General features: G+C 33.3%; 24 protein-coding genes and 2 pseudogenes. 11 read left to right on the top strand and 15 right to left on the bottom strand.

What is annotated here, in order from left to right; translation table 11 throughout:
• Positions 1-234: 234 nt before the first annotated feature.
• A complete protein-coding gene (locus tag K8N75_RS04695; RefSeq protein ID WP_223790935.1) occupies positions 235-816 on the top strand; it encodes a GMP synthase subunit A in 582 nt (193 codons plus the stop codon).
• 48 nt (positions 817-864) lie between these two features.
• Here the strand turns inward: K8N75_RS04695 and K8N75_RS04690 are convergent, their stop codons facing one another.
• Entirely contained in the window at positions 865-1,290 is a 426-nt protein-coding gene (locus K8N75_RS04690; RefSeq protein ID WP_223790934.1) for a GtrA family protein, read from the bottom strand.
• Positions 1,291-1,445: 155 nt separating this feature from the next.
• On the opposite strand from K8N75_RS04690, the gene guaA reads away from it, so the two are divergent.
• From guaA to K8N75_RS04670, 4 genes are all read left to right on the top strand, one after another.
• Entirely contained in the window at positions 1,446-2,372 is a 927-nt protein-coding gene (gene guaA, locus K8N75_RS04685) for a glutamine-hydrolyzing GMP synthase (protein ID WP_223790933.1), read from the top strand.
• 86 nt (positions 2,373-2,458) lie between these two features.
• A complete protein-coding gene (gene msrB / locus K8N75_RS04680; RefSeq protein ID WP_048189815.1) occupies positions 2,459-2,920 on the top strand; it encodes a peptide-methionine (R)-S-oxide reductase MsrB in 462 nt (153 codons plus the stop codon).
• Between the two features lie 127 nt (positions 2,921-3,047).
• Positions 3,048-4,217, top strand: a complete 1,170-nt coding sequence (locus K8N75_RS04675; protein ID WP_223790932.1) for an Nre family DNA repair protein — start codon at positions 3,048-3,050, stop codon at positions 4,215-4,217.
• Positions 4,218-4,228: 11 nt separating this feature from the next.
• The gene (locus K8N75_RS04670; RefSeq protein ID WP_223790931.1) at positions 4,229-5,212 is read left to right on the top strand and encodes a DegT/DnrJ/EryC1/StrS family aminotransferase; all 984 of its coding nucleotides are present in this window, start codon (positions 4,229-4,231) and stop codon (positions 5,210-5,212) included.
• Positions 5,213-5,231: 19 nt separating this feature from the next.
• On the opposite strand, the gene cgi121 is transcribed toward K8N75_RS04670, so the two are convergent.
• From cgi121 to K8N75_RS04635, 7 genes are all read right to left on the bottom strand, one after another.
• Entirely contained in the window at positions 5,232-5,744 is a 513-nt protein-coding gene (cgi121, locus tag K8N75_RS04665) for a KEOPS complex subunit Cgi121 (RefSeq protein WP_223790930.1), read from the bottom strand.
• Entirely contained in the window at positions 5,737-6,306 is a 570-nt protein-coding gene (locus K8N75_RS04660) for a hypothetical protein (protein WP_223790929.1), read from the bottom strand. The genes cgi121 and K8N75_RS04660 overlap by 8 nt, the downstream gene beginning before the upstream one ends.
• A 117-nt stretch (positions 6,307-6,423) precedes the next feature.
• Complete coding sequence (locus tag K8N75_RS04655; RefSeq protein WP_223790928.1) at positions 6,424-7,923, bottom strand: (R)-citramalate synthase; 1,500 nt, start codon at positions 7,921-7,923, stop codon at positions 6,424-6,426.
• 170 nt (positions 7,924-8,093) lie between these two features.
• Positions 8,094-9,140 (bottom strand): TIGR01177 family methyltransferase, encoded by a 1,047-nt coding sequence (locus K8N75_RS04650; RefSeq protein ID WP_223790927.1) that lies wholly within the window; start codon positions 9,138-9,140, stop codon positions 8,094-8,096.
• Complete coding sequence (locus K8N75_RS04645; RefSeq protein ID WP_223790926.1) at positions 9,131-10,309, bottom strand: geranylgeranyl reductase family protein; 1,179 nt, start codon at positions 10,307-10,309, stop codon at positions 9,131-9,133. The genes K8N75_RS04650 and K8N75_RS04645 overlap by 10 nt, the downstream gene beginning before the upstream one ends.
• 515 nt (positions 10,310-10,824) lie before the next feature.
• Positions 10,825-10,899, bottom strand: coding sequence for a hypothetical protein (locus K8N75_RS04640; RefSeq protein WP_223790979.1), 75 nt, complete (start codon positions 10,897-10,899; stop codon positions 10,825-10,827).
• Positions 10,900-11,103: 204 nt separating this feature from the next.
• The gene (locus tag K8N75_RS04635) at positions 11,104-11,727 is read right to left on the bottom strand and encodes a PH domain-containing protein (RefSeq protein ID WP_223790925.1); all 624 of its coding nucleotides are present in this window, start codon (positions 11,725-11,727) and stop codon (positions 11,104-11,106) included.
• 68 nt (positions 11,728-11,795) lie between these two features.
• Here K8N75_RS04635 and K8N75_RS04630 point away from each other — a divergent pair, with 68 nt between their 5' ends.
• Positions 11,796-12,551 (top strand): UPF0280 family protein, encoded by a 756-nt coding sequence (locus K8N75_RS04630; RefSeq protein WP_223790924.1) that lies wholly within the window; start codon positions 11,796-11,798, stop codon positions 12,549-12,551.
• 37 nt (positions 12,552-12,588) lie between these two features.
• Here the strand turns inward: K8N75_RS04630 and K8N75_RS04625 are convergent, their stop codons facing one another.
• Entirely contained in the window at positions 12,589-13,824 is a 1,236-nt protein-coding gene (locus K8N75_RS04625) for a molybdopterin-binding protein (RefSeq protein ID WP_223790923.1), read from the bottom strand.
• Positions 13,825-14,608: 784 nt separating this feature from the next.
• Between K8N75_RS04625 and eif1A the strand changes: the two genes are divergently transcribed.
• The 5 genes from eif1A to K8N75_RS04600 all read left to right on the top strand — a co-directional run bounded on the left by eif1A (position 14,609) and on the right by K8N75_RS04600 (position 19,313).
• Entirely contained in the window at positions 14,609-14,914 is a 306-nt protein-coding gene (eif1A, locus tag K8N75_RS04620) for a translation initiation factor eIF-1A (protein WP_048189806.1), read from the top strand.
• Between the two features lie 200 nt (positions 14,915-15,114).
• Entirely contained in the window at positions 15,115-15,885 is a 771-nt protein-coding gene (locus K8N75_RS04615; RefSeq protein WP_048189805.1) for a serine protein kinase RIO, read from the top strand.
• Between the two features lie 59 nt (positions 15,886-15,944).
• Entirely contained in the window at positions 15,945-16,523 is a 579-nt protein-coding gene (locus tag K8N75_RS04610) for a KH domain-containing protein (RefSeq protein ID WP_048189804.1), read from the top strand.
• 110 nt (positions 16,524-16,633) lie between these two features.
• Positions 16,634-18,247 (top strand): DNA topoisomerase VI subunit B, encoded by a 1,614-nt coding sequence (gene top6B, locus K8N75_RS04605; protein ID WP_223790922.1) that lies wholly within the window; start codon positions 16,634-16,636, stop codon positions 18,245-18,247.
• Complete coding sequence (locus tag K8N75_RS04600) at positions 18,237-19,313, top strand: DNA topoisomerase IV subunit A (RefSeq protein ID WP_223790921.1); 1,077 nt, start codon at positions 18,237-18,239, stop codon at positions 19,311-19,313. Before top6B ends, K8N75_RS04600 begins: the two co-directional genes overlap by 11 nt.
• A gap of 183 nt (positions 19,314-19,496) precedes the next feature.
• Here the strand turns inward: K8N75_RS04600 and K8N75_RS04595 are convergent, their stop codons facing one another.
• The 6 genes and pseudogenes from K8N75_RS04595 to K8N75_RS04570 all read right to left on the bottom strand — a co-directional run bounded on the left by K8N75_RS04595 (position 19,497) and on the right by K8N75_RS04570 (position 22,428).
• Positions 19,497-19,880, bottom strand: coding sequence for a DUF8036 family membrane protein (locus K8N75_RS04595; RefSeq protein ID WP_223790920.1), 384 nt, complete (start codon positions 19,878-19,880; stop codon positions 19,497-19,499).
• A gap of 11 nt (positions 19,881-19,891) precedes the next feature.
• Positions 19,892-20,173, bottom strand: coding sequence for a winged helix-turn-helix domain-containing protein (locus K8N75_RS04590; RefSeq protein WP_223790919.1), 282 nt, complete (start codon positions 20,171-20,173; stop codon positions 19,892-19,894).
• A 407-nt stretch (positions 20,174-20,580) separates the two neighbouring features.
• A pseudogene (locus K8N75_RS04585) lies at positions 20,581-21,254 on the bottom strand (ABC transporter ATP-binding protein).
• Positions 21,247-21,540: pseudogene (locus tag K8N75_RS04580) on the bottom strand (ABC transporter permease); the annotation flags it as partial. The pseudogenes K8N75_RS04585 and K8N75_RS04580, both read right to left, overlap by 8 nt.
• A gap of 10 nt (positions 21,541-21,550) precedes the next feature.
• A complete protein-coding gene (locus tag K8N75_RS04575) occupies positions 21,551-21,946 on the bottom strand; it encodes an ABC transporter permease (RefSeq protein WP_223790918.1) in 396 nt (131 codons plus the stop codon).
• A complete protein-coding gene (locus K8N75_RS04570) occupies positions 21,919-22,428 on the bottom strand; it encodes an ABC transporter permease (RefSeq protein ID WP_223790917.1) in 510 nt (169 codons plus the stop codon). The genes K8N75_RS04575 and K8N75_RS04570 overlap by 28 nt, the downstream gene beginning before the upstream one ends.
• Positions 22,429-22,691: the final 263 nt, after the last annotated feature.

The following is a 22,691-nucleotide window of genomic DNA, read 5'->3' as shown; positions in this document are numbered from 1 at the left end:
ATGATTAATACTATTATAATTGGCACTAACCATATGAAGATATAGAACAAAACAGCTGCCACTAAAAGAGCTATTATTATATAAACTAGATCACTAAATTCCATGTTTTTATTGTTAGTTCGGGATCATAAATAGATTTCCAATATTAAGATTTAAGCTAATTCAAATTAAGCAGTTATAAACTAGAAAATCTGCTTTTAATATATTTAAAACCATAATTAAGGAGTATAATAAATGAAAATACTTGTTGTTAATAATCTTGGGCAGTACAATCATAGAATTTATAGAAGTCTCCATTATCTTAAGATTCCTTCAGAGATAATTCCAAATTCAACATCACTTGAAGAAGTAAAGGAAAAAAATCCCCTCGGACTTATTCTCGGTGGTGGACCTTCGATCGAAAGAGCCGGAAACTCCTTGAGTTATGTTGAAGAACTTGATTATCCAATTTTAGGCATATGTCTTGGCCATCAAATTATTGCCAAAGCATTTGGTGGAGAAATAGGTGCAGCAGGTATTGAAAGTTATGCTCAGATTAAAATAAATATACTTGATGAAAACGATATATTAAAGGGTTTTGGAAAAAGTGCAGATGTATGGGCATCTCACAAAGATGAAGTAATTAAACCACCTGAAAACTTCAAAGTTCTTGCAACATCATCAATATGTGGTGTTGAAGCCATGAAACACGAAACCAAACCTATTTATGGAATACAGTTCCATCCTGAAGTTCATCACACTGAAAATGGAGGAAAGATATTCGAAAACTTCTATGAAACTTGTAAGGAATATAATGAAAAAAAATCATTAAACTAATTAATTTTTACAAAGTTTGAATATCTAAATTTAATTATTTATCATGAATCAACTAAATAAAATAAATTTCCTTGCATAAAAATTCCAGAACAGAATTAATATTGATGTAAATATCTTTGAAATCAGATAGTTAATCCCTTGATCCTCAGTTAAAACCCATATCAAAACTTCATTAAAAAAGAGACCAATTATTCCAATTAACGCAAAAACCCCGAATTCAAAGTGTTTTTTTGTTTGAATTCTTATATTAAAAACCCAGCCAATACTCAAGAAATAATTGGCAATTAATCCCAGTGTAAAGGCTAAAGCAGCTGAAATGAGGTAATAAATCCCAAAAACTTCAGTTAGAAAAAATAGGGAACCAAAATCAATAATAAAAACTATCCATCCTACTAAAATATATCTTAAAAATTGAACCCAAGTTTTATTTGTTTGATTTCTAAACAGCTTTTGCAATAAATTATCATGAGCCATACGTTATCCCCATAATAAAATAATATTTATTTGTCATCATTTATTAACATTTAATTAATACAAGTAAAAATAATTGAATCATACAATGTAAAAATAAGAAATAGATTTTATAGTTGTTATGATAAACATAATTTCATATTGTTCAAGGTGAAAACATGTTAGATCCATCTGATTTTATAAATGAATCAATTCAAGAAATAAAAAATATAATAGGCGATAAAAAAGCCATAATAGCACTATCTGGCGGTGTTGACAGCTCAGTAGCATCAGTATTAACTTCAACAGCTATTGGAGATAATTTAATTGCCGTATTTGTTGATCACGGGCTTTTAAGAGAAGGAGAATCAGATTATGTTAATAAAACATTTAATGACCGACTCAATTTGAGAACTATTAATGCAGAGGAAGAATTTTTAAACAGACTTGATGGTGTTTCTGATCCTGAAGAAAAGAGAAAGATCATTGGTGAATTATTTATAAGAGTTTTTGAAAGGGTTGCAGAAGAAGAAGGTGCTGAATTTCTTGTACAAGGCACAATAGCACCAGACTGGATAGAAAGTGATGGACAAATAAAATCGCATCACAATATAGCACTTCCACATGGATTAGTACTGGAGATTGTTGAACCAATAAGAGAACTTTATAAAGACGAAGTTAGAGTAATAGGAAGTAAAATGGGTCTTCCTGATGAAATGGTTAACAGACAACCATATCCTGGTCCTGGGCTTGCAGTAAGGGTAGTAGGCATATTGACTCCTGAAAAAATAAGCATTTGTAGAAAAGCCAATGCAATTGTAGAGGAAGAAGTTAAAAAAGAAGGTCTTGATGCAACTTTATGGCAGTACTTTGCTGTTTTAACTGATACAAAAGTTACGGGAGTTAAAGGAGACATAAGGGATTTTGGTTATTTGGTAGTGCTTCGAATGGTTGAATCAATCGATGCAATGACTGCAAATGTACCTGAACTCCCATGGAGTATGGTAAAAACAATATCTCAGAGAATAACAGCTGAAATACCCGAAGTAACACATGTTTCACTTTCTGTAAGTGACAAACCTCCTAGTACAATTGAATTTGCCTAAAAAAATTAACCTTTTTTTTATTTACTTTTTCTTTTTAAGTTCTTAAACAGTGAATTATTTAGTTTTGGTTGATCATATAAATTATCATGACAACCAATTCAAAGGAAGATTCACTTATACCAATCTACTCTGTAAAAACTGGTAAGGTAGAACTGGTTGAGAAAATAAAAAAAACCGACGAAGAATGGAAAAAAATATTGAGCAAAGAATCCTATAATGTTGCAAGACACCAGGGGACAGAACTTGCGTTTACAGGCAAATATCACGACTGTCACGAGGATGGAATATATGAGTGTATTTGTTGTGGAACGGATCTGTTTGATTCGAATACTAAGTTTGACTCCGGAACTGGATGGCCAAGCTTCTGGCAACCCATAGCTGATGAAAATATCAAAGAACATAAGGATAGAAACTATGGTATGATAAGAACTGAATCACTATGCGCCCGCTGTGATGCACATTTAGGACATGTTTTCGACGACGGACCCAAACCAACAGGATTGCGATATTGCATGAATTCTGCATCCTTAAAGTTAGTCAAAAGATAAATTTAAAAGATTTTTATTTAGAAATATATTATTTATTTAATCAAAATAAAAACAAAATTTTTTGTTACTGCTCAAATGCTCTCATCGATCTTATTAAGTTTGTAGTTGAATAGTTTATTAGATAATTATGATAAACGGCAAAACAGCTTACCTCAAAAAACTGACTTCTAGGATAAAAATGCATTCAGTGGATGTTGGTAAGGAGATTGATGGGAGCACACCACCATCTGTTTTTATTGGTAGTTGGAACTATCCCAAAGTATATGCAGGACCAATGATAGCACCGCTTTCAGGTGACACCACCATCATGGACATGCCAGAATCTTGGATCCCACAAGACAAAAGTCAAGAGGATATAATAGGTTACAGATTGAATCTAGTGCGTGGGAAACAAATAGTTGGTATTAAAGACCTGGAAAATAATTTTATTGAAAAACTTCAAGAAATATCTCTTGCTGATAGCTCAATAGGAAGTGAAGCAGAATTCAGTAAAAAACCAAGAGGTACCTCTTTCAGTGATGAACACACCCCTCATGGCCCAAGCGCACTTATACAAAAGTTTGACATTGATAATGTAAAATGGGATCATGAGCTTGAGAAAGTTTTCTATGATAGTGATCTTAAGGCTGCCGATGCTGTATTAGACCTTAATAATAAGGGAATACCATTTTCAAACATACAGAAAGCATTTTCAGTAGGTGCAATGGGAGTTGGTAAAAGAAGAAAACTTGTACCAACAAGATGGTCAATAACTGCATGTGACAGCACTATAGGTGATCGTCTACTGAAAAATGTCCGTTATAATGATGTTCTTGATACACATCGTGTATATGAATTTTCAAGTCTTAACAATTATTATGCAATTCTTCTACTCCCTACAGAATGGCAATACGAATGGATGGAAGCATTTTTACATGTTCTTGGAAGTGAAGAATTAATATTTTCCGACTACGAAGGAAACACTGGAAAAAAAGGTTATTCAAGAGTTGGAGGATGTTACTACACATGTAAAATGGCAGTGCTTGAATCTCTTGCTCGTGAAGGAAAACAGGCAGGAGCAATAGTTTTAAGAGAAGCATATAATGGTTATGTGCCCCTTGGAGTTTTTAATGTTCGTGAAAATGTTAGAAATGCTATGAATCAAAAACCACTTGAATTTGAGGACATGAAAACAGCTCTTTCCTACATATCAACCAAACTCAAACTCCCAATGCAAAAATTTGTAAAACAAAGTGACCTTTTAAAAGAACTTTTACAATCTAGACAAACTACTTTAGACAGTTTTATACCAACTTAAAAGAGGATATTATGGATTTATTTTACAGACGACCTTCATTTGAAACAAGAAATGCCATGAGCAAATCAGCTCTCAATCTGAAACATATCCCTGGCAGTAGATATGAAGAAATAGAAAGTGCAGAAGAGGGTGTAAAAAAATTCACCAGACATGATCAAGTTAAAATTGTGAACAGTGGCAATTCTGCCATTCTCTCAGTAATGAGTACATTTAAAGATAGGATCATGATTCCTGATCAAGGTGGCTGGATAGGTTTCAAAAAAATGGCTGAATTTCTTGGTATTAAAGCAATTCCAATTCCAACAGAACTTGGCATTGTAGAAGTAAATGAATTGGAATGTTTAATAGAAAAATTTAATCCTGAAGCTCTTTTCATAACCAGTTTTGCAGGATATTCAGCAGAACAACCTATAAAAAATATTTACAAGATTTGTGAAGATATGGGGGTTGTTTTAGTTGAAGATGCATCCGGTGGAATTGGAGATGAAAGTGGAATGCTTGGAAATGGCAAACATGCTCATGTGATTGTTGCATCTACTGGATCTCCCAAAACAGTTAATGTTGGGAATGGTGGTTTCATTTCAACTAACGATATAAATTTAATTAATTCAGCTAAAAATATTTTAAAAAGTTTTAAGGCAGATCCAGTAACATGTGCAGGTATTGCATCAGAGATAAAAAATGCACCTTACATACTTTCTAAAACATTAGAAGTTTGTAACTTTTTAAAGTCAGAAATAATGGAGTTTAGGGAAGTATTATATGGGGACAAATCGGGATTAAACATTATAATCCCTGATGAACATCCTAAAAGATTAAGTTATCAATTAAGAAATAGATTCAATGTGAATGGAGGCAGTATAATAACTGTATGCCCTAATTACAACAGGGTGAAAATGAATGCATTATGCATTGAAATAAAAAATCTTGATGTGAAGTGCATGACACATGAAAATCTTGATGAGATAGTAAAAATATTAAAAACTCTAAATTAAAAATATAATTTCTTTTAATTCAAGTTTCAAGTATCAAAAGAGCAGTTTTTTCCATTAAAAGTTTTTTAATGCTTCCTGCAGTTTCAGCTTCAATATCTGAAATATGATACATGGTTTTTAACTTATCTTCATCAGGTTCAAGAACTTTATCGTCTCTCTCATCAAGAATATCTGTTAATTTATCCATGACATCAGCGTTACAATCAACTGCTATTACACAAACAGTCACATCTCCGTTTTTAATTCCTAGTGTTTTTAAGGCTTGCGAGATCTGCCTTTGACCAGACATTCTCACACAAATCTCTAGACCCAAATCATTTGCAATGTTTTCTTTTCTTGAAAATGCATTGATAGCATGTATTGTAGCATGTATTGCATGTTCTCTGCCAGCTATTCCCTCTGCATCCATGAGTTGGATAATACAATTGTCAAATTGTTTTAAATCAGCCATAACCTGTCCAATATTTGTTATATGAGTTTTGAATCCGGCCACCTGTATATTACATCCTAGTTCATCGTTGTTTTCAAACATTTCTACCCCTCCATGATAAAATATAAAATATGGATTCTTTGAAATGTTCTGACCTAAATGAAACATATACTCCTATAACTCCCTTGAAAAATTTTGATACAGCAAATATCAACTCTAAAAGTACAATTATCTGAATTAAAAATATTGCAATCGAAGTAATTCCAGCCAAGTCGAGATTTAAATTAATATTAGATATGTTGAGGAAACTGTTAGTAAAATAATCCATCAATAATAATAAAAACAGTCCTACAATAAACTGGACAGTTGTCATGAAAAACAATTCTCCAGATTTTATCATAGAATCTTTGACCTTTTCATGTATGTCTGAAAGTGCCATAATATATGTGAAGCTTAAAAGGGATAATGTTGCAGAAACCAACACAAAAACTTCAATAAAGCTAATTATTTCATTGTAGTTATGTATCTTGATTGCTCCTAATATCCAAGGTACTAAAAAACCTATTGTAAGTATAATTGCCATGTAAGTGGATAAAAGACTTCCTAAGGCACTGAAAAATCTTTTTACATGTGATAACTTACCTTTTGATGGTGCAGAGTTCATAATTAAATTATTAAATCCTCTTGTTTATTATATCTTCTTTATGCTGATCTAGAATAAACAGCGATTTTATGTTCTAAACCGGGAAAGGAATAATAATCATAGTTTGATTAAAATAGATTATTCCTTATTTTCAGATTCTCTGATCATTTTATCGCTGACTATTTTGTTAACTCCACCTAAAACTGCTTCTACACTGGCCATTATAATATCTGGCTGAGTACTTCTTGCGCTAACTATATTATCACCATTTTTGAGTTTGACAACAACATCAATCAGAGCATCAGTTCCCCCTGTTATGGCATCAACATGATATTCTTCAAGCTGTATGTCTGCAATGTCTTTTACACTTTTCCTAACTGCAACAATTGCTGCATCCACCGGACCAACACCAACACCAGCTTCAACCTTTTCCACACCATCAACATTGATTTTTACCGATGCAGTTGGGGTGACCTTGTTTCCAGAGACTATGGTTAACTCTTCAAGTTCTACTGGCTTTTCTGCTAGAACTCCAAGTGCATCTTCTGCAATTGCTTGAAGATCAACATCTGTTACACATTTTCCCATATCTCCAAGGGCTTTTATTCTTGCGAATATTTGTTCAAATCTAACATCATCTACCCTTAATCCCATCTCTTTTATTCTCTTTCGGATAATATGAGAACCCACATGTTTACCCATAACAAATCTTCGTCTGTGACCAACAAGCTCCGGAGTTATTGGTTCATATGTTTCTGCCTTTTTAATAACACCATCTGCATGTATTCCTGATTCGTGTGCAAATGCATTCTCACCCACTATGGCCTTGTTTGGCTGAAGATATATTCCTGTCATCCTTGCCACTGTTTTTGACATTTCATAGAGCATTTTAAAATTAATATCTGTTTTAATATTGTAAAGAGAATTCAGGGAAACTACAACCTCCTCAAGAGAAGCATTTCCAGCTCTTTCACCAATTCCATTTACTGTTACATGAGCCTGACTTGCACCGGCCCGAAGTCCTGATAGAGTATTTGCAACGGCTAATCCAAAATCATTATGACAATGAACACTAACTGGCACTCCTAATTCTGTTAAACCCTTGTAAAATTCATAAGATCTTTCTGGTGTGAGCATTCCTACTGTGTCACAGGCACAAACTCTTTTAGCTCCAGCATCTATTCCTTCACTTAGAACTTGTTTAAGAAATTTGTAATCACTTCGAGTTGCATCTTCTGCTGAAAGTTCAACGAGTAAACCATGATCAACAGCATATTCTGCAGCTTCAATTGCTGTTCTTTTTACTTCTTCTCGAGTTTTCCTTAATTTATGTTCTATATGTAAATCAGATGTTGGAACAACCAAATGAACACTTTCAACTCCACATTCTAGAGCTGCATCTACATCAACTTTAACTGCCCTTGCAAAACTGCATATTTCAGCTGAAAGATCTTCAGAAACTATTTTTTTAATTCCTTCCCTTTCCCCCACCGATGTAATGGCGGAACCTGCCTCTATAACATTAACCCCTAACTCATCAAGCTTGATTGCTATCCTAAGCTTCTGATCCGGAGTTAAAGAAACTCCCGGAGTTTGCTCTCCATCTCTAAGTGTTGTGTCAAATATTCTAGCTTTCAAGGGTCCCCCTCCACTTTAATCTTAAACAAAGTTTTAAAGATTGCTTAATGTTAATAAATTTTAATTAAATTACAATTCTAGATGGCCTTTAAGAATCTAATAAAATAATTTATAAAATTTGCTCAATACAAAATTTTAATTTATATAAACAAATTTGATCTAAGTCTTGATTATCTTTCCTCTTTCAGTGATTTTTTAAGGATAGATATAACACGAGTTAAACTTTTGTGCATTCTTATATGGTGTTGTTCTATTATTTCAAAGTTTGTACCTTGTATAAGCTCTTCTATATCCATGTAGTGAGGTGTTGCCATGCATAGCCTCCCTGTATCTGTGAGTATTTCCGCCATTGTAACAAGAGCTTCGGCATAAAGATTTTGACTTTCTTCACCGCCAGTTGATGCTGAAATACCGTACGGAGGATCAGTTGCAATAGCTTTAACTTTATTATGCAAACATATTTTCCTCGCATCACCTTGAAAAACCTGATAATCTTTTACACCACAATAATTAAGATTTTTAATTGTTCCATTCACCATTTTTTCATCTATATCTACACCAATAACCTTTGCACCCATAATTCCTGCTTCTAAGAGAATTCCTCCTGTTCCACAGAATGGATCGAGAACTAAGTCTCCCTTCTTTACTCCTGTAAGATTAACCATGCATCTTGCAAGTTTTGGACTCATAGATCCAGGATAAAAAAAAGGCCTTTTATGCGGTTTAAGATTATAAAAATGCTTCTTTTCTATTTTAAATAGTCTTTCAGTTACAAAAATCTTTCCATTAATGTATATAAGTCGCAAAAAGCTTGATGGATCTTTTAGATTTACTTTGGCCCCTTCTATATTGTTATTTATTAAGCCGCCTATCTCCCATTCAACATCGGTTGTATCAAACTTATCATCTTTATCCATTCGCTTTACTCTAACAGCAAAATCTTTTATTATGATATCTTTCCATGGATATGTCTGAATTTCAGAGTTTAAATGAACTTTATCTGTTTCTATTAAAAGTTTACAAACTTCATGAGTATATGAAAGCCTTTTACCAAAGGTCTTAAGAGATTTTGAATATTCATCTGGTACATTGAGAATCAAAACACCTTCGTACTGATTTTCAAAGCTGAATGGTATACTTTCAGCATTTAAAACAGCTTCAACCTCTGCTTTTGGTAATGTTTGATGTTCCTGCGACAATATTAAAACTATTTCCATAAACTTCCTATCCTCCGAGTTAACAATTTGGGTAAAATGGAAAACAGAAGCCTATTTTTTATCATTTCTTTTATAAGAGTGGATTGGGTGTCCATATCCCCATATTCAGATATTAAAGCCTCTGCATTTCCTTCTTTAAGTTTTAAAAACATCTTGTCAAGATCTTCATTTGTAAGTGATTCAAAAATCTTTTGAACTTCTATTTGAACTTTTAACTCATTTTTAAAACGTTTTTTATATTCATATTCATATTCATTGAGAATTTTAATATCTTCCATTTGAAGTGCCCTTGAAACAGTATTTGCTGCCATTTTAGCACATTCAAATCCAATTATAAGGCCTCCACCAGTAGTGGGTTTTACTTGTGATGCTGCATCACCCAAGAGTATAGCTCTGTCTTTTACAATTTTCTTTTTAGAGTTATAAACCGGTATGAATCCTTGATACTTCTTTAAAATTGAAGCATTTTTATAACATGTATCATGATTAATAAAATCTTTTAAAACTTCATTGAGTCCATTATAATCTTTATTTGCAAAGAGTCCTATTCTCGCCATTGATTTAGAAATCGGGATCATCCATAAAAATCCGGGAGATATATTTGAATTAACGTTAAGATTGACATTATCTATATCAAAAACATCTTTTTTCATGTCTAAAAGATATTGCGCTGCCATTACCGATTTTGATTTTGGGTTGAATTCATCAGATACTCGGGATGCATGTCCATCAGCTCCAACAATCACTTCACCTTGGAATATCTTATCAGAATTGTTTCCAACACAAACTTCTCCTGTCTTTACATCCAAACCTTTTACCCTATGGTTTAAAAGAAGCTCTGCTCCTGCATCAACTGCTTGTTCTACTAAAAATTTGTCATAACCTACTCTATCGATTACATATGCCTCTGGATCTTTTCGGCCAACTTTTAATATAATATCTGAAGGTGAATGTAAATATGCGCCGTAAACCTCGTTTAAGATGTATTCGTCTGGAAGGATATTAATATCCTTTATTTTTTTGCCTAAAAGTCCTGCACACTGGAGGGGAACACCAACTTCTCGTTTCCTCTCTAACATTACTACTTTAAAACCTTCATTTGCAATATATCTGGCAAATGTTGAGCCTACAGGCCCTGCACCAACAACTATTACGTCAAATTTATTCATTAGATTACCCAATTAAATTTTAGTAAGTTTTTTCAATTTTTTTGTAATTTTATTGATATAATTAATTTAACAATAATTTAGATCTAGAACTTCTTTTAGAATTAGAAAGTTATTTCCTAAAAAAATTTTCTTAGCATAATTTATTATGATGAGATGATCATAGTTCTGGAAAATTACCAACTAATGATATGTTTCATATTCAATAAAGAATTTGTTTATATTTAATATGATGTATGGTCTATTTATGTAAAAATTTTTGTTGAAATAATTAATTTAAAATTTATTAATGCACAATATTTATTGGATTTCACCGAATAAATTTTAATTGATTGAATAAGATCCTATAATTCATTAAATCGATTACTTGACTAATTCTTGTTGGATCTATTAAATGGAATATTATCCCCTTGGCCAGTACATAATTATGAATACCCCTATGAGAGCCACCGATGCGCCGATTATCTCAAATCTATCAGGTATTATTTTGTCTATTTGCCAACCCCATAATAATGCCATTAAATGAATATTCCTCCATATGCTGCATAAACCCTGCCGAAGTTTGCGGGTTGGAATGTTGGAAATAATTCCATAAAGCACCAAGACAACTGCACCTATAACTGCAAATTCCCATCCCCTTCCATCTCTTAAACTAAGCCAAATCAGGTATCATCCTCCAATCTCGAACAGACCAGCAAGCACAAAGAAAAAAATTGATTTTATATATTCCATGACATTCTCCTTATTTATTCGAAAAATTATAATTTAATAGAATTTTCAGATTAAAAATAATTAGTTTAGAGTTTGAACTTTTTATCATACTCTTCCATTACCGATTCTCTTTTTTTGGATTTTTGCTCTGGCTTTTTGGGTTTATAAGTTTCAAATTCCAGATCATCTCCATCTATCATCCTGTTTATCATATTTTCTATTTCGCCAGGATTTGGTATGTCTACTAAGATCAAACTGGTTCTATCGTGACCACCAAATACTTCAATATCACCAGAATAAGAAATCCTTTCTATAAGGCTTTGGGATACAATTATATCTTGAATTTTATCATAATGCATGTAAACACTTTTTTTCCTAATGATGCCTGTTTTTATCATTACTCTCTTACTGGTGATTGTATAAATTTTTGATCTCCAATACAGAATATTCCACAGTATCCATAGTATCATCAATAAAATGATGATAATTAGAATGGAAGTGGTTCCTTCTACAAATGGTATGTTTACAAGATTTCCAACACGACCTTGAACAAGGGCAGCATACTGTATTATTGTAGTAAAAAAATACAACAACACCAATACAATGATAAATTTAAATATTGCAGATTTCATATTTGCAATGAATCTGGGTTTGGTTTCAAATAAAACCCTTTCTACGGGATGTGAATCTCTTCTATTACTATCTGTCATGTTCATCAACACTAGTTCTCTTATTGATCATCTAAATATTTTATGTAGTATTAAACAGATTAAGTTCAATGATAGTTAACAGAATAACTAGGGAACGAATAAAAATTGGAGAAACCGATCTGGTACTTAAAACAGATCTTATGAAACATGAGCTTCCAAATTTTATCCTTAAACAACGATTTGAACTCAAGAGTTATATTAGGGAAAATCCTGATTTTTTAAACAGTTTTGAACCGGTTATTGTTGAGAAAAAAAATAATGGTGAACCTCCCCTCATAGTAAGTTTAATGGCCCGTGCAGGAAGAAGGGGTGAGGTTGGGCCAATGGCAGCTGTTGCAGGGACCATATCCCAACTTTCAATGGGCTTTATGATTGAGAATGGAGCCAAATATGTGATAGTTGACAATGGGGGAGATGTGGCACTGCAAACTGATCAAGATGTGGTTGTAGGGCTTTATGCAGGTGAATCTTCTCTTTCAGGAGAGCTTGGATTTAAAATTAAGTTTGGAAAAACACCAATGGGAGTATGCACGTCCTCAGGTACTGTGGGACATTCAATAAGCTTTGGACGGTCAGATTCTGTCACTGTTTTCGCAGACGAAGCAAGTATTGCAGATGCACTTGCAACTTCTATTGCAAACAATGCACTTGGTAAGAAGGATCATGATGCAGTTCAGAAATCTCTTGAAAGGGCTGAAGATTTCAGAAAATTCATGCAGGGCGTGCTTGTTGTTGTTGGAGAGTCAGCTGGAACCCTTGGAAAAATTCCAAAACTTGTGCAAACAAATAAAAAAGTTGTTCTAGGAGATCTTTTTGAGATATGATCTATTATTGTTAAATCAGTAAAATAGAATATAAATGTTAAAAATCAACTAGTTGGAAAACTTGGACTGAGTCTCCTTTTTCAAGTATTTCTATATTTTTTGGTATTTTTATAAAACCATCAGCTTCTGCAAGAGAAGATATTGCACCAGAATCTTTTAAAATTGGAATTGCATTTATTCCTTCAATTTTCACCAATACATAGTGAAGTCTTCCTCTGGCAGGACGATATCTACGAGAAAGTTTAAGTGTCTGAACATTATTATTTGAATGGGTTAATGTACTTATGGATGCCATTTTCATTAAAAATGGTGCAAAGAAAACACGAAAAACCATTAATGCAGCAACTGGGTTTCCTGGAAGACCAAATAAATATTTTAAACCTTCATCATTTTTTAATCTGCCAATTATTGTTGGCTTACCTGGTTTAACTGCCACACCATGGACAATAACTTCGCCCAGATCATCCAGTACTTCCCTTAATACATCCCCAGTGCCTGCAGATGTCCCACCTGATGTTAATATTAAATCAACATATTTAAATTCATTTATCTTATTTTTTAAAGCGCTGTAATCATCTTCAACTATATCTGTATGTACTGGAATACAACCACATGCCTTAACAGCACTTGAAATTGTCATGGAATTTATATCATAAATTTTACCATAGGTCAACTTATCATTGGGATTTATTATCTCGTTTCCAGTAGATATGATTGCTACCCGGGGTTGCTGATAAACTGTCACTGTTTTCATTCCAATTGCACTTAAAACTCCTATTTTATCAGGAGTTATCCTAGTGTCCCTTGGAAGTAGTAGTTCTCCTTCTTTTACATCTGAACCTTCTTTTGTTATATTCTGGCCAATTGCAGCACTTTCGTAGATAAGTATCTCCGCATTGTTACTCTCGGTAAATTCTACCATCACCACCCCTGTGGTGCCTGATGGTAAAGGTGCTCCTGTTGAAACCTCGGTACAAAATCCACTTCTCAGTTTTTTTTCAGGAACATCTCCTGCACCTATTACTTCAATAAGTTTTAAACTAACTGGATAATCTTCAGAAGCATTAAAAGTATCCTCTGCTATTACAGCATATCCATCCATTGAAGTCCTTCTAAAAGGTGGGAGATTTATAGTTGCACGCACATCCTCAGCAATAACTCTGTTGAGAGAGTCTCCAAGTAATATCTTTTCTACCCGTTTATTCGTAGGAATATCATCTATAATTTTTTTTACATCTTCAGGATCCATTATATTTAAAAATTCTTGTCCCATGTTACCACATTCGATTTTTCGATTCTTATTTGATGATTTCAAATGATCTTTCAGATATTGTATATTTATTGATACATTTTATAGTTACTTATGAATCATTACTTTTCGTATACTATTACTCAACTGTCATAGTATACCCAATACATAGTATTTTTATTGAAAGGAGGGTGTTGTAAATGTGATCTTATATTCGTTCAACGTCTGAGGATGAAAGCATATTCTATAATTTAGGAGTATTCAAGAAAGATGAAGATCTTATAGTTTTTCCTATACACTAATTCAAAAATTCTAAGACCAACTGGAACATATTTGAGATTTATCAAAAAATTGTTAGAGATAATCCCCCAATACAAGAAGATTCATACTGTAAAATAATGATCATGACTCACTTGAACTGTTAGAACATGAATATGAAATTTTATTTGATTTTACTTCAGATAACAGTTGATTCTTTTGAAAAATCAGGAAAAAATATTGAAGTGGATCAAAGAGTTTCTGATTATGAGATGAAATTCTAACAATATTTGATGGATTGTTAAATGTAAGAATTTAGTTTGCAGGTTATGAATCAAATGTGAGAAAATGTTTTTGAGATATACCAGATCAATGATAAATGCGCTTTTTTATATACCCCAAAACACTATATAAATAGGAAGATTAAATGATCAATGAAAATATATATTAAAATTTATAACTCTTAAAGATGGTTTTTAAACTATTGCTAAACATATTTATAAAATTTCATTGACGATCATGAACTGCTTTAAGTTAAGGAGGAGAGTATTTGAGAAGAGGACAAAATCAAGGCCCACAAGAAATGAGGAGAGTAAGATCACCAAGGAGAGGTGAAATACCAGGCGTTGTCGAGCAGATACTCGGCCATGGAAAACTCAAAGTACGATGTGCAGATGGTAAAACAAGACTTTCAAGAATTCCAGGTAAAATGAAAAAAAGAATCTGGATAAGAGAAGGAGATGTGGTTTTAATAAAGCCATGGGACTTCCAGAGCGATGAAAAAGCAGATGTTATATGGAGATACACTCGAACAGAAGCTAACTGGCTTGAAAGAAGGGGCTACTTGAAACTCTAATTAAAATTAACATTATCTAAAATAAATTTAAAAAAATGGTTAGAATTTAATGAAATGATTATTCTGACTGTTTAATAAATCATACTATTTTAAGCTTTTTAAGCTTTAAATTTGATTTAAATGATTTTTAAATATTGTTCTTTAATTACTTATGATATTAATAAATAATTTAGGCTCTTTTATAACTGGTGAAAAATTTCATGTGCTCTAAAGTATCCAAAGCTGATAATGATTTGAGAAAACTCTTGTCAGAGAAACGTTTAAAGGGTGATGAAGACAGAAGAGTTGGAAGTGAAGTTTTTGATAGACTTACACTTGAAACACTCTACAAACTTGCAAAAATGGGCCACATAAACAAGTTACAGGGCGCCATAAGTACTGGAAAAGAGGCGAATGTCTTCAAAGGAATTGACGACGATGGAAACTTTGTTGCTGTTAAAATATATAGGGTAGGAACATCTGATTTTAAGAAAATGCAGTATTATATTCAGGGAGACCCTAGATTCAATGTAAGAACTTCTAACAAACGCCAGCTTATTAATACATGGGTTACAAAGGAATTAAGGAATTTAACAAGAGCTCAAGAAGTGGGTGTTAGAGTACCAAGACCAATAATCGCAAAAAATAATGTTTTGGTCATGGAATTCATAGGAGACGATATTGGAAATCCAGCACAACTTATGAGACAATCCAAAATATCAGATCCTGAATATGTTGCAAATAAAATATTGGAATATGTTAAAATACTTTATAAAGATGCTAAATTAGTTCATGGTGACTTATCAGGTTACAATATCTTAATAGATGATGGTGAACCTGTTATAATCGACATATCCCAGGGTGTTATGGTTGACCATCCAATATCAAGGGAGCTTTTAAAAAGAGATATAGACAACTTATATAGAGATTTCAAAAAAATGGGACTCCAGATATCTAAGGATCAGATTAAAAGTAAAATTATGGATTTATGAGGATAGAAAAGTATATTAAAAAGGATATGAATATTATTTATATAAATTGAGGTGAAATCATGCCAAACACAGAATACCTCAAAATTCCCCGTGAAAGAGTAGGGGTTGTTATTGGGAAAAACGGCATTACAAAGGACGAAATTGAAAATTTAACAAAAACAAAAATTACAATAGACAGCGAAGCTGGAACCGTTGCAATATCACCTACAGAAGAAACAGAAGACCCATTATCAGTGTGGAAAGCTCGTTACATAGTAAAAGCTATAGGCAGGGGATTCAACCCTGAAATAGCAGTTAAACTCATGGGCGATGAAACAATTCTCGAGATAATAAACCTTCCAGACTATGTTGGAAAAAACAAGAAAGCAGTATTAAGGCAGAAAGCTAGGATAATAGGTAAAGAAGGTCGTACCAAAGATATAATAACTGATATGACTGGTGTTGATATTTCAATCTACGGAAAAACAGTTGCAATAATTGGAGACATGGAACAGATACATATTGCAAAAGAAGCAGTTGAAATGATTTTAAGCGGTGTTAGACATAAAACTGTCTATGCATTCCTCGAGAAAAAAACCCGTGATATGAAGATAAAACAGTTCCATAGAATTGCAAAAGATGAAACTGACCTAGAATAAAACATTTCTAAAATTATTAGAAGAGTAATATTCTAAAAATAAATAAATACATGATATTTATAGATTTATAAATTATTGATGCAAAAAATCGCATTTAAAGGAGGCTAAGTTTGGAGAGAGAAGCATCAGAACTTTTTGAAGAATTTAAGGAACTTACAGCATCTGAATTTTTCAGAAGGAACAAACAAATGCTGGGATTCTCTGGAAAAATAAGGTCCCTCACAATGGTTTTTCATGAGCTGATAACCAACAGCCTCGACGCTGCAGAAGAGGCAGGAATACAGCCAGAAATATCCATAGACCTTAAGAGAGTTGATAAAGACCATTATATTCTTAAACACATGGATAATGGGCCAGGAATCCCTGAAGATTTCATAACTAAAGTTTACTGTACAATGTTTGCTGGTTCTAAATTCAGGAACATTCAATCCAGAGGTCAACAAGGGCTAGGATGCAGTGGATGTGTATTATTATCCCAGATGACAACAGGAAAACCTGCCAGAGTAATATCGGGATATAAAAAAGGTGAAAAACTCCAGGGAGTTGAGATGACATTTAAAATGGATGTCAAAACCAACAAAGGACTTATACTGGATAAACGTCCTGTAGAAGTAGATTCAACTGGTGTGGCAATAGAACTACAGTTCAAAGATGTTTCATATTCCCTTAGTGAACAAGGAGCATATGAATATATCAGAAGAAGTATGATAGCAAATCCACATGCAAAAATCACCTTCCGTGATCCAACAGGACACAAATATATATTTGAACGAGCTACAGACGTTATACCTCCTCTCCCCAAGGAAGTTTTGCCCCATCCAAGAGGTGTTACAGCAGATGACCTAATATTCATGGCAAAACACACTGATAAACGTAGATTCAGGAGTTTATTAACCAGTTCACTGTCAAGGATGTCGACCAAGAGGGTCAATGAAATACAAGAAATAACCAAGATAGACCTTAACAAACGTCCTAAAGATATGAAATGGGAAGAAGCCGAAAGAATTGTTGAACTATTTGCCCAGATGGACTTTATGGCACCTCCAACATCCGGTTTGATCCCAATTGGAAAAGAACAAATTGAGAAGGGTATAAGAGAAATTTTAAACCCTGAATTTGTTGCAACCACAACAAGAAAACCCAAAACTTATCGTGGTGGAGTTTCATTCGTAATAGAAGCAGGTATATCCTATGGAGGAGATTCTGGACGAATAGTTGGTGAACAAAACCGTGCAGAAATTATGAGGTTTGCAAACAGAGTTCCATTGAGCTTTGATCAGGGAAGCTGTGCAATAACAGAAGCACTTAAAAGCATAGATTGGAAACGGTATGGTATACGGGATCTAGAAAATGCACCAATTACTGTATTTGTTAACATAGTTTCAACAAACGTTCCATATCTTTCAACAGGTAAACAGAGTGTTGCTCCCGAAGAGGAAATACTCCACGAAGTTAGACAAGCCACTATGAAAATAGCAAGGAGTCTTCAAAAATATATTAACGCTAAAAGGGCAGCAAAAGATGAGGAAATGCGTTCAAAGATATTTGAAACATATGTACCTGTAATAATGAGAGAAGCTGCAATACTTGCTGGGAAAGATGTTCCAGAATACAAGGAAATTCTGGCCAAGGTAACTAGAAGGCCAAAAATATTAGATGAAATTGAAGTAGATTTAGGCGAATTAGCCGATGAAGATATAGTAGGCGAAAAGGATGATGAATAGAAAAGAACTTGCCTTAAACAGAAGAGATTTGGCTGTAAATAAACTCCAAAGTCTTGGAGATAAAATAATTGAAGACGTTAATGCTATGAATGTCCCATCAATACAAGTACCCTCAAGAGGTACTTCCAATATAGTTTACGACGATGAAAAACGCTACTACGTACTTGGAGATCGTTTTGGGCAGAGATCTCTAGGAAATGTTAAACAGATCAAGAAAATCGGCCAAATGGTTTACATGGCTAATTTTTGTAAGGGTCTTGTTCAAACAGGGAAAACAGCAACTTTAAGGGAAATGTATTATGTTTCAGAGGGATGGGACATAGACTTTGGAGACCAGCAGGAATCTAACATAGTTGGAGAAGATCTTGAGGTAACATTAGGTATATCACGTGAAGATCTTGGACTAATGCCTGAAGAAGATGGTGCATCAGTCTATGGAGACATTACAGTTAAAGATGACGATGTAGAAATAAACGCCCTGAGAATGGGTAAATCAGGTTACACAATTTCACCAACCATTGATGAGGTTGAACTAGTTGATCACAATGTCCAAAGAGTAATAGCTGTTGAAACCATGGGTATGTTCCACAGGATGGTTCAAGAAAACGCATATAAAAAATTCGATACACTTATTGTTGGACTCAAAGGACAGGCTGCACGTGCGACACGTAGATTTCTTAAAAGAGTTAATGAAGAACTTGGACTTCCAGTTTACATCTGTAACGATGGAGATCCATGGGGATTCCATATTGCTATGGTTATCATATCTGGAAGTGCAAAACTCGCACATGTAAACCACGAGCTTGCAACACCCAATGCAAAGTTTCTGGGAGTTACGGCTTCAGACATTATAAACTATGACTTACCAACAGACCCATTGAAGGACATAGATGTTTTAAGGCTCAAAGAACTTTACAAGGATCCAAGGTACAGGGATGATTTCTGGAAGGTAGAGATCAAGAAAATGCTAAAGATCGGTAAAAAAGCAGAACAGCAGTCTTTCTCGAAATATGGGCTGGAATATGTAGTTGACACATATTTACCAGAAAAACTTGATGCGATGTAAAACAACCATTAATGGTTGAAAAAGGTTGATAAATTCAACCTTATTTTTATTTTTTAAAATATTTAACTATTTTTTTTATATTCAATCTTTTCTTTATAATCTCGTTACAATCGATTAAACTCTTATTATTTGTGCAATAAATTTTCGTTATTCAAAATAATTTGGTTCTGAATTTAAATGGTGTTAAACCCATGTGGTCTTCAAAAGAACTAAGAGAGCACCAAATTCAATTATACTCATACTAAGTACGGGGAAGCCCATTCCGGGACCATGAAACCCTTCTCTTATTAATAAGAAAAGCATGAATATTATGTTTTGTACTATTAAGAGTGATGCAAATATAACCAAACCCAATGTGAACTGGGATTTTAGTTTTTTATAACTTGTAATATATGTGAATAACAATATTAAGAGCAATCCAATGTTAGCTGCACATACAATGGCAGCAACAAGAGCCAAAATAGGATCATCAAATGGGTTCCTTTCTGGTCTATTTTCTCCAAGAGTTCCATTAATTGGGTCTAAGTTATTAAACACTTGATTATTGAACATATGATTATCTAACACATGATCACCTTCTAATCTTCCTTTATTTCATTCCATATTTCCTGGAAAAGTTCATAATTTTCTTCCATTGTAGACGAAAGAAAATACTTTGTTCCATATTTTTCACCAGATGATGTTATAACATTGTTATCTTCTAAAACTTTTATATGATGTCTTACAGTTTTATAATCCAATTCTAATTTTTCAGCCAGCTGATTGGCGTTATAAGGCCTTTTTTGGATGTTATGTATTATCCTTGCCCTATTAATACCTCCCTTTGTACCGGCAATAAGCCACCAAAGTATTTTCTTCATGGGTATCACCAAACAATCATGGGTTTTTAAACCATTAAGAGCAGTTTCATACCCTAAGAATATACTTTATATAACATCTATGGAAATTATCCAAATTTATAGTTGATTTAATCATCACACCCCTTTAAGGGGATTAAGTAATGATGAACTAATAAAAAGGAGTATAGATGATAATAGTACATCTTAAAAATATGATATTCTTTTTAACTTTCTCATTAGATTTTTTTAGTATCTAAATTATACTTTGTATAATTTTAAAGTTGAAACAAAACAGTAAATACTTTTTCCATAATTACACCCAAATCTTTGAATTCTTCGAAATAGTTTATTTGCTTTTCCCATTGAGTATCCAAAAGAAATATGGGATAAAAGTAGAATCTTCAACAACTCTGATTAAATCAGAGATACTATGGAACCTCTTCAATTTTTCCATCAAGCATATATATACTTCTTTCAGCTTTTTTTGCTATGTATTCTTGATGTGTTACCATAATCAACGTTACATTCTCTTTTTTGTGTATATTTAATAGCAAATTTATTATGATTTCTTGTGTTTTTGAATCTAAAGCTCCTGTAGGTTCATCGGCTAAAATAATAGATGGATGGTTAACTAATGCTCTTGCTATGGCTACACGTTGTCTTTCACCTCCAGAAAGTTTTGTTGGCTTTTGATTGATCTTGTCAATTAAATTGACTGATCTTAAAATTTCCAAGCTCTTTCTTCCATTTCTTTATCCGGAATATTAGTTTCAATTAATGGCATTTGAACATTTTCAAGGACTGTGAGATTAGGTATTAAATTATGCAATTGGAAAACAAATCCAATTTCATTTAATCTAAACTTACTAAGGTCTTTTTCCTGCTTCAGATCGATACCAGCCACATAAATATTACCATCATCAGCTCTGTCCAACGCCCCGATCATATTGAGAAGTGTTGACTTACCAGATCCTGATGGTCCAATAATTGATACACTTTCTCCTTTTTTTATTTCAAGATCTATACCATTTAATGCTTTGATCAACCCATTTTCATAAGTTTTTTTGAGATCTTTTATTTCAATAATATTCTCATCATTCATAGCGTAATGCCTCCGTTGGTGATAACCTGCTTGCTCTGTATGCAGGATAGATTCCTCCCACTATACCAAGGAATAATGCAACTCCAACACCCTTTAGTAATAGTAATGTTGAAAATGATGGAACAATTCCTCTCATAATATGCATAGTGGATATGAGTTCTACAATCCCCATACCTACAGCCAAACCAACAACAATAGCTATCAATGATATAACCAATGATTCACCAATTATCATGACCAATATTCTTTGTTGTGTCCACCCTATAGCCTGTAAAACTCCAATTTCTCTGGTTCTTTCACCCTGCTTTCATCATAGTGACAATAACAACAATTCCCCCAACAAGAATGGCAAGTAATGATACTGCCCATGCACCAGAATTGATAACTTCAAGACCGTTATTCATCCTATCATGTCCTGAAAGTGATGTTGATGTTGTTAATCCAGGATAATTTTGCTGAATTGTTTTTGCCAATGTAGTGGCATCAGTTCCATTCTTTGCTTTAACCAAAATCAATGAAACCTGCCCAGTCTCACCAGTGATATTTTGAAGCTCACTTAACGACATAACAATTCCCCTATCTTCTTGGAAGTTACCAGTTTCATAAATTCCAACTATTTTGAAAGTTTGATTAGAAATGGAAATAGTGTCGCCTGTTGTTTTATTTAAACTTTGAGCAGCATTTTGACCCAATATAACTTCATTGAATTGGAAAATACAGTGCCGTTTGTTATTGCTAAATTATCCATGCTTATAGAATCATTGTTAATACTGATCAATGTGGTCATTGATCTAAAATTACCTCCTGATACGCCGTTACCCCTGTTATCTCCACTATTATTTGTATCAGATGTGTTTAGATTGATCATTGTTTGTAAAACTCCAGCTGTATTAGCTACACCCGATACTTGTTGGATATCACCAATTGAAGTTTGATTGATCAACTGATCATTTCCACCGGCTGGTGGTCCGCCACCTTCACCACTAGTTCCATTAATAACTGAAAAGTCTGCTGCACCCGCTGTAAGTGCATTTTGTGCAGATGAACTAAGATTATCTGTTACAAGACCAAATTCTACTACAGCAGCCACACCTATTGCAATTCCAATTATTGCTAGAATACTTCTAAATTTATTTCGAAAAATATTTTTTACTATGAGATTCCTAAATTTCATTATTACCTCCACAATTCCTTAGAACAGTGTTGATGAAACTATATTTAAGTAAGTATTCCAGATTTATACCCAAATCTATACCAAAAATATGTTATTAACAATCTTTTTAAGCAAGGAGCGTTGATAATTTTAAAAACAAGAAAATAATAGTTTTTAAATGGGAATTTATTGGTGAATATTGTATCATCCAAATTAAGCAAGACTTATTATTAATTTATTAAGTAAGAAAGCAGCTTCTGATGGGCATTAAATTCACATATTCG

This window comes from Methanobacterium spitsbergense (genome assembly GCF_019931065.1).
Classification (GTDB): Archaea; Methanobacteriota; Methanobacteria; order Methanobacteriales; family Methanobacteriaceae; genus Methanobacterium_B; species Methanobacterium_B spitsbergense.
Note: the sequence above shows the minus strand (reverse complement) of the source record. Positions and strands in the feature narration are given on the sequence as shown.

What these genes read in the sequence shown, in the direction of transcription:
- K8N75_RS04695 (WP_223790935.1), top strand. Translation starts at nt 235, where the DNA reads ATGAAAATACTTGTTGTTAATAATCTTGGGCAGTACAATCATAGAATT.
- K8N75_RS04690 (WP_223790934.1), bottom strand. Translation starts at nt 1,290, where the DNA reads ATGGCTCATGATAATTTATTGCAAAAGCTGTTTAGAAATCAAACAAAT.
- guaA (WP_223790933.1), top strand. Translation starts at nt 1,446, where the DNA reads ATGTTAGATCCATCTGATTTTATAAATGAATCAATTCAAGAAATAAAA.
- msrB (WP_048189815.1), top strand. Translation starts at nt 2,459, where the DNA reads ATGACAACCAATTCAAAGGAAGATTCACTTATACCAATCTACTCTGTA.
- K8N75_RS04675 (WP_223790932.1), top strand. Translation starts at nt 3,048, where the DNA reads ATGATAAACGGCAAAACAGCTTACCTCAAAAAACTGACTTCTAGGATA.
- K8N75_RS04670 (WP_223790931.1), top strand. Translation starts at nt 4,229, where the DNA reads ATGGATTTATTTTACAGACGACCTTCATTTGAAACAAGAAATGCCATG.
- cgi121 (WP_223790930.1), bottom strand. Translation starts at nt 5,744, where the DNA reads ATGTTTGAAAACAACGATGAACTAGGATGTAATATACAGGTGGCCGGA.
- K8N75_RS04660 (WP_223790929.1), bottom strand. Translation starts at nt 6,306, where the DNA reads ATGAACTCTGCACCATCAAAAGGTAAGTTATCACATGTAAAAAGATTT.
- K8N75_RS04650 (WP_223790927.1), bottom strand. Translation starts at nt 9,140, where the DNA reads ATGGAAATAGTTTTAATATTGTCGCAGGAACATCAAACATTACCAAAA.
- K8N75_RS04645 (WP_223790926.1), bottom strand. Translation starts at nt 10,309, where the DNA reads ATGAATAAATTTGACGTAATAGTTGTTGGTGCAGGGCCTGTAGGCTCA.
- K8N75_RS04635 (WP_223790925.1), bottom strand. Translation starts at nt 11,727, where the DNA reads ATGACAGATAGTAATAGAAGAGATTCACATCCCGTAGAAAGGGTTTTA.
- K8N75_RS04630 (WP_223790924.1), top strand. Translation starts at nt 11,796, where the DNA reads ATGATAGTTAACAGAATAACTAGGGAACGAATAAAAATTGGAGAAACC.
- K8N75_RS04625 (WP_223790923.1), bottom strand. Translation starts at nt 13,824, where the DNA reads ATGGGACAAGAATTTTTAAATATAATGGATCCTGAAGATGTAAAAAAA.
- K8N75_RS04615 (WP_048189805.1), top strand. Translation starts at nt 15,115, where the DNA reads ATGTGCTCTAAAGTATCCAAAGCTGATAATGATTTGAGAAAACTCTTG.
- K8N75_RS04610 (WP_048189804.1), top strand. Translation starts at nt 15,945, where the DNA reads ATGCCAAACACAGAATACCTCAAAATTCCCCGTGAAAGAGTAGGGGTT.
- K8N75_RS04600 (WP_223790921.1), top strand. Translation starts at nt 18,237, where the DNA reads ATGATGAATAGAAAAGAACTTGCCTTAAACAGAAGAGATTTGGCTGTA.
- K8N75_RS04590 (WP_223790919.1), bottom strand. Translation starts at nt 20,173, where the DNA reads ATGAAGAAAATACTTTGGTGGCTTATTGCCGGTACAAAGGGAGGTATT.
- K8N75_RS04570 (WP_223790917.1), bottom strand. Translation starts at nt 22,428, where the DNA reads ATGAAATTTAGGAATCTCATAGTAAAAAATATTTTTCGAAATAAATTT.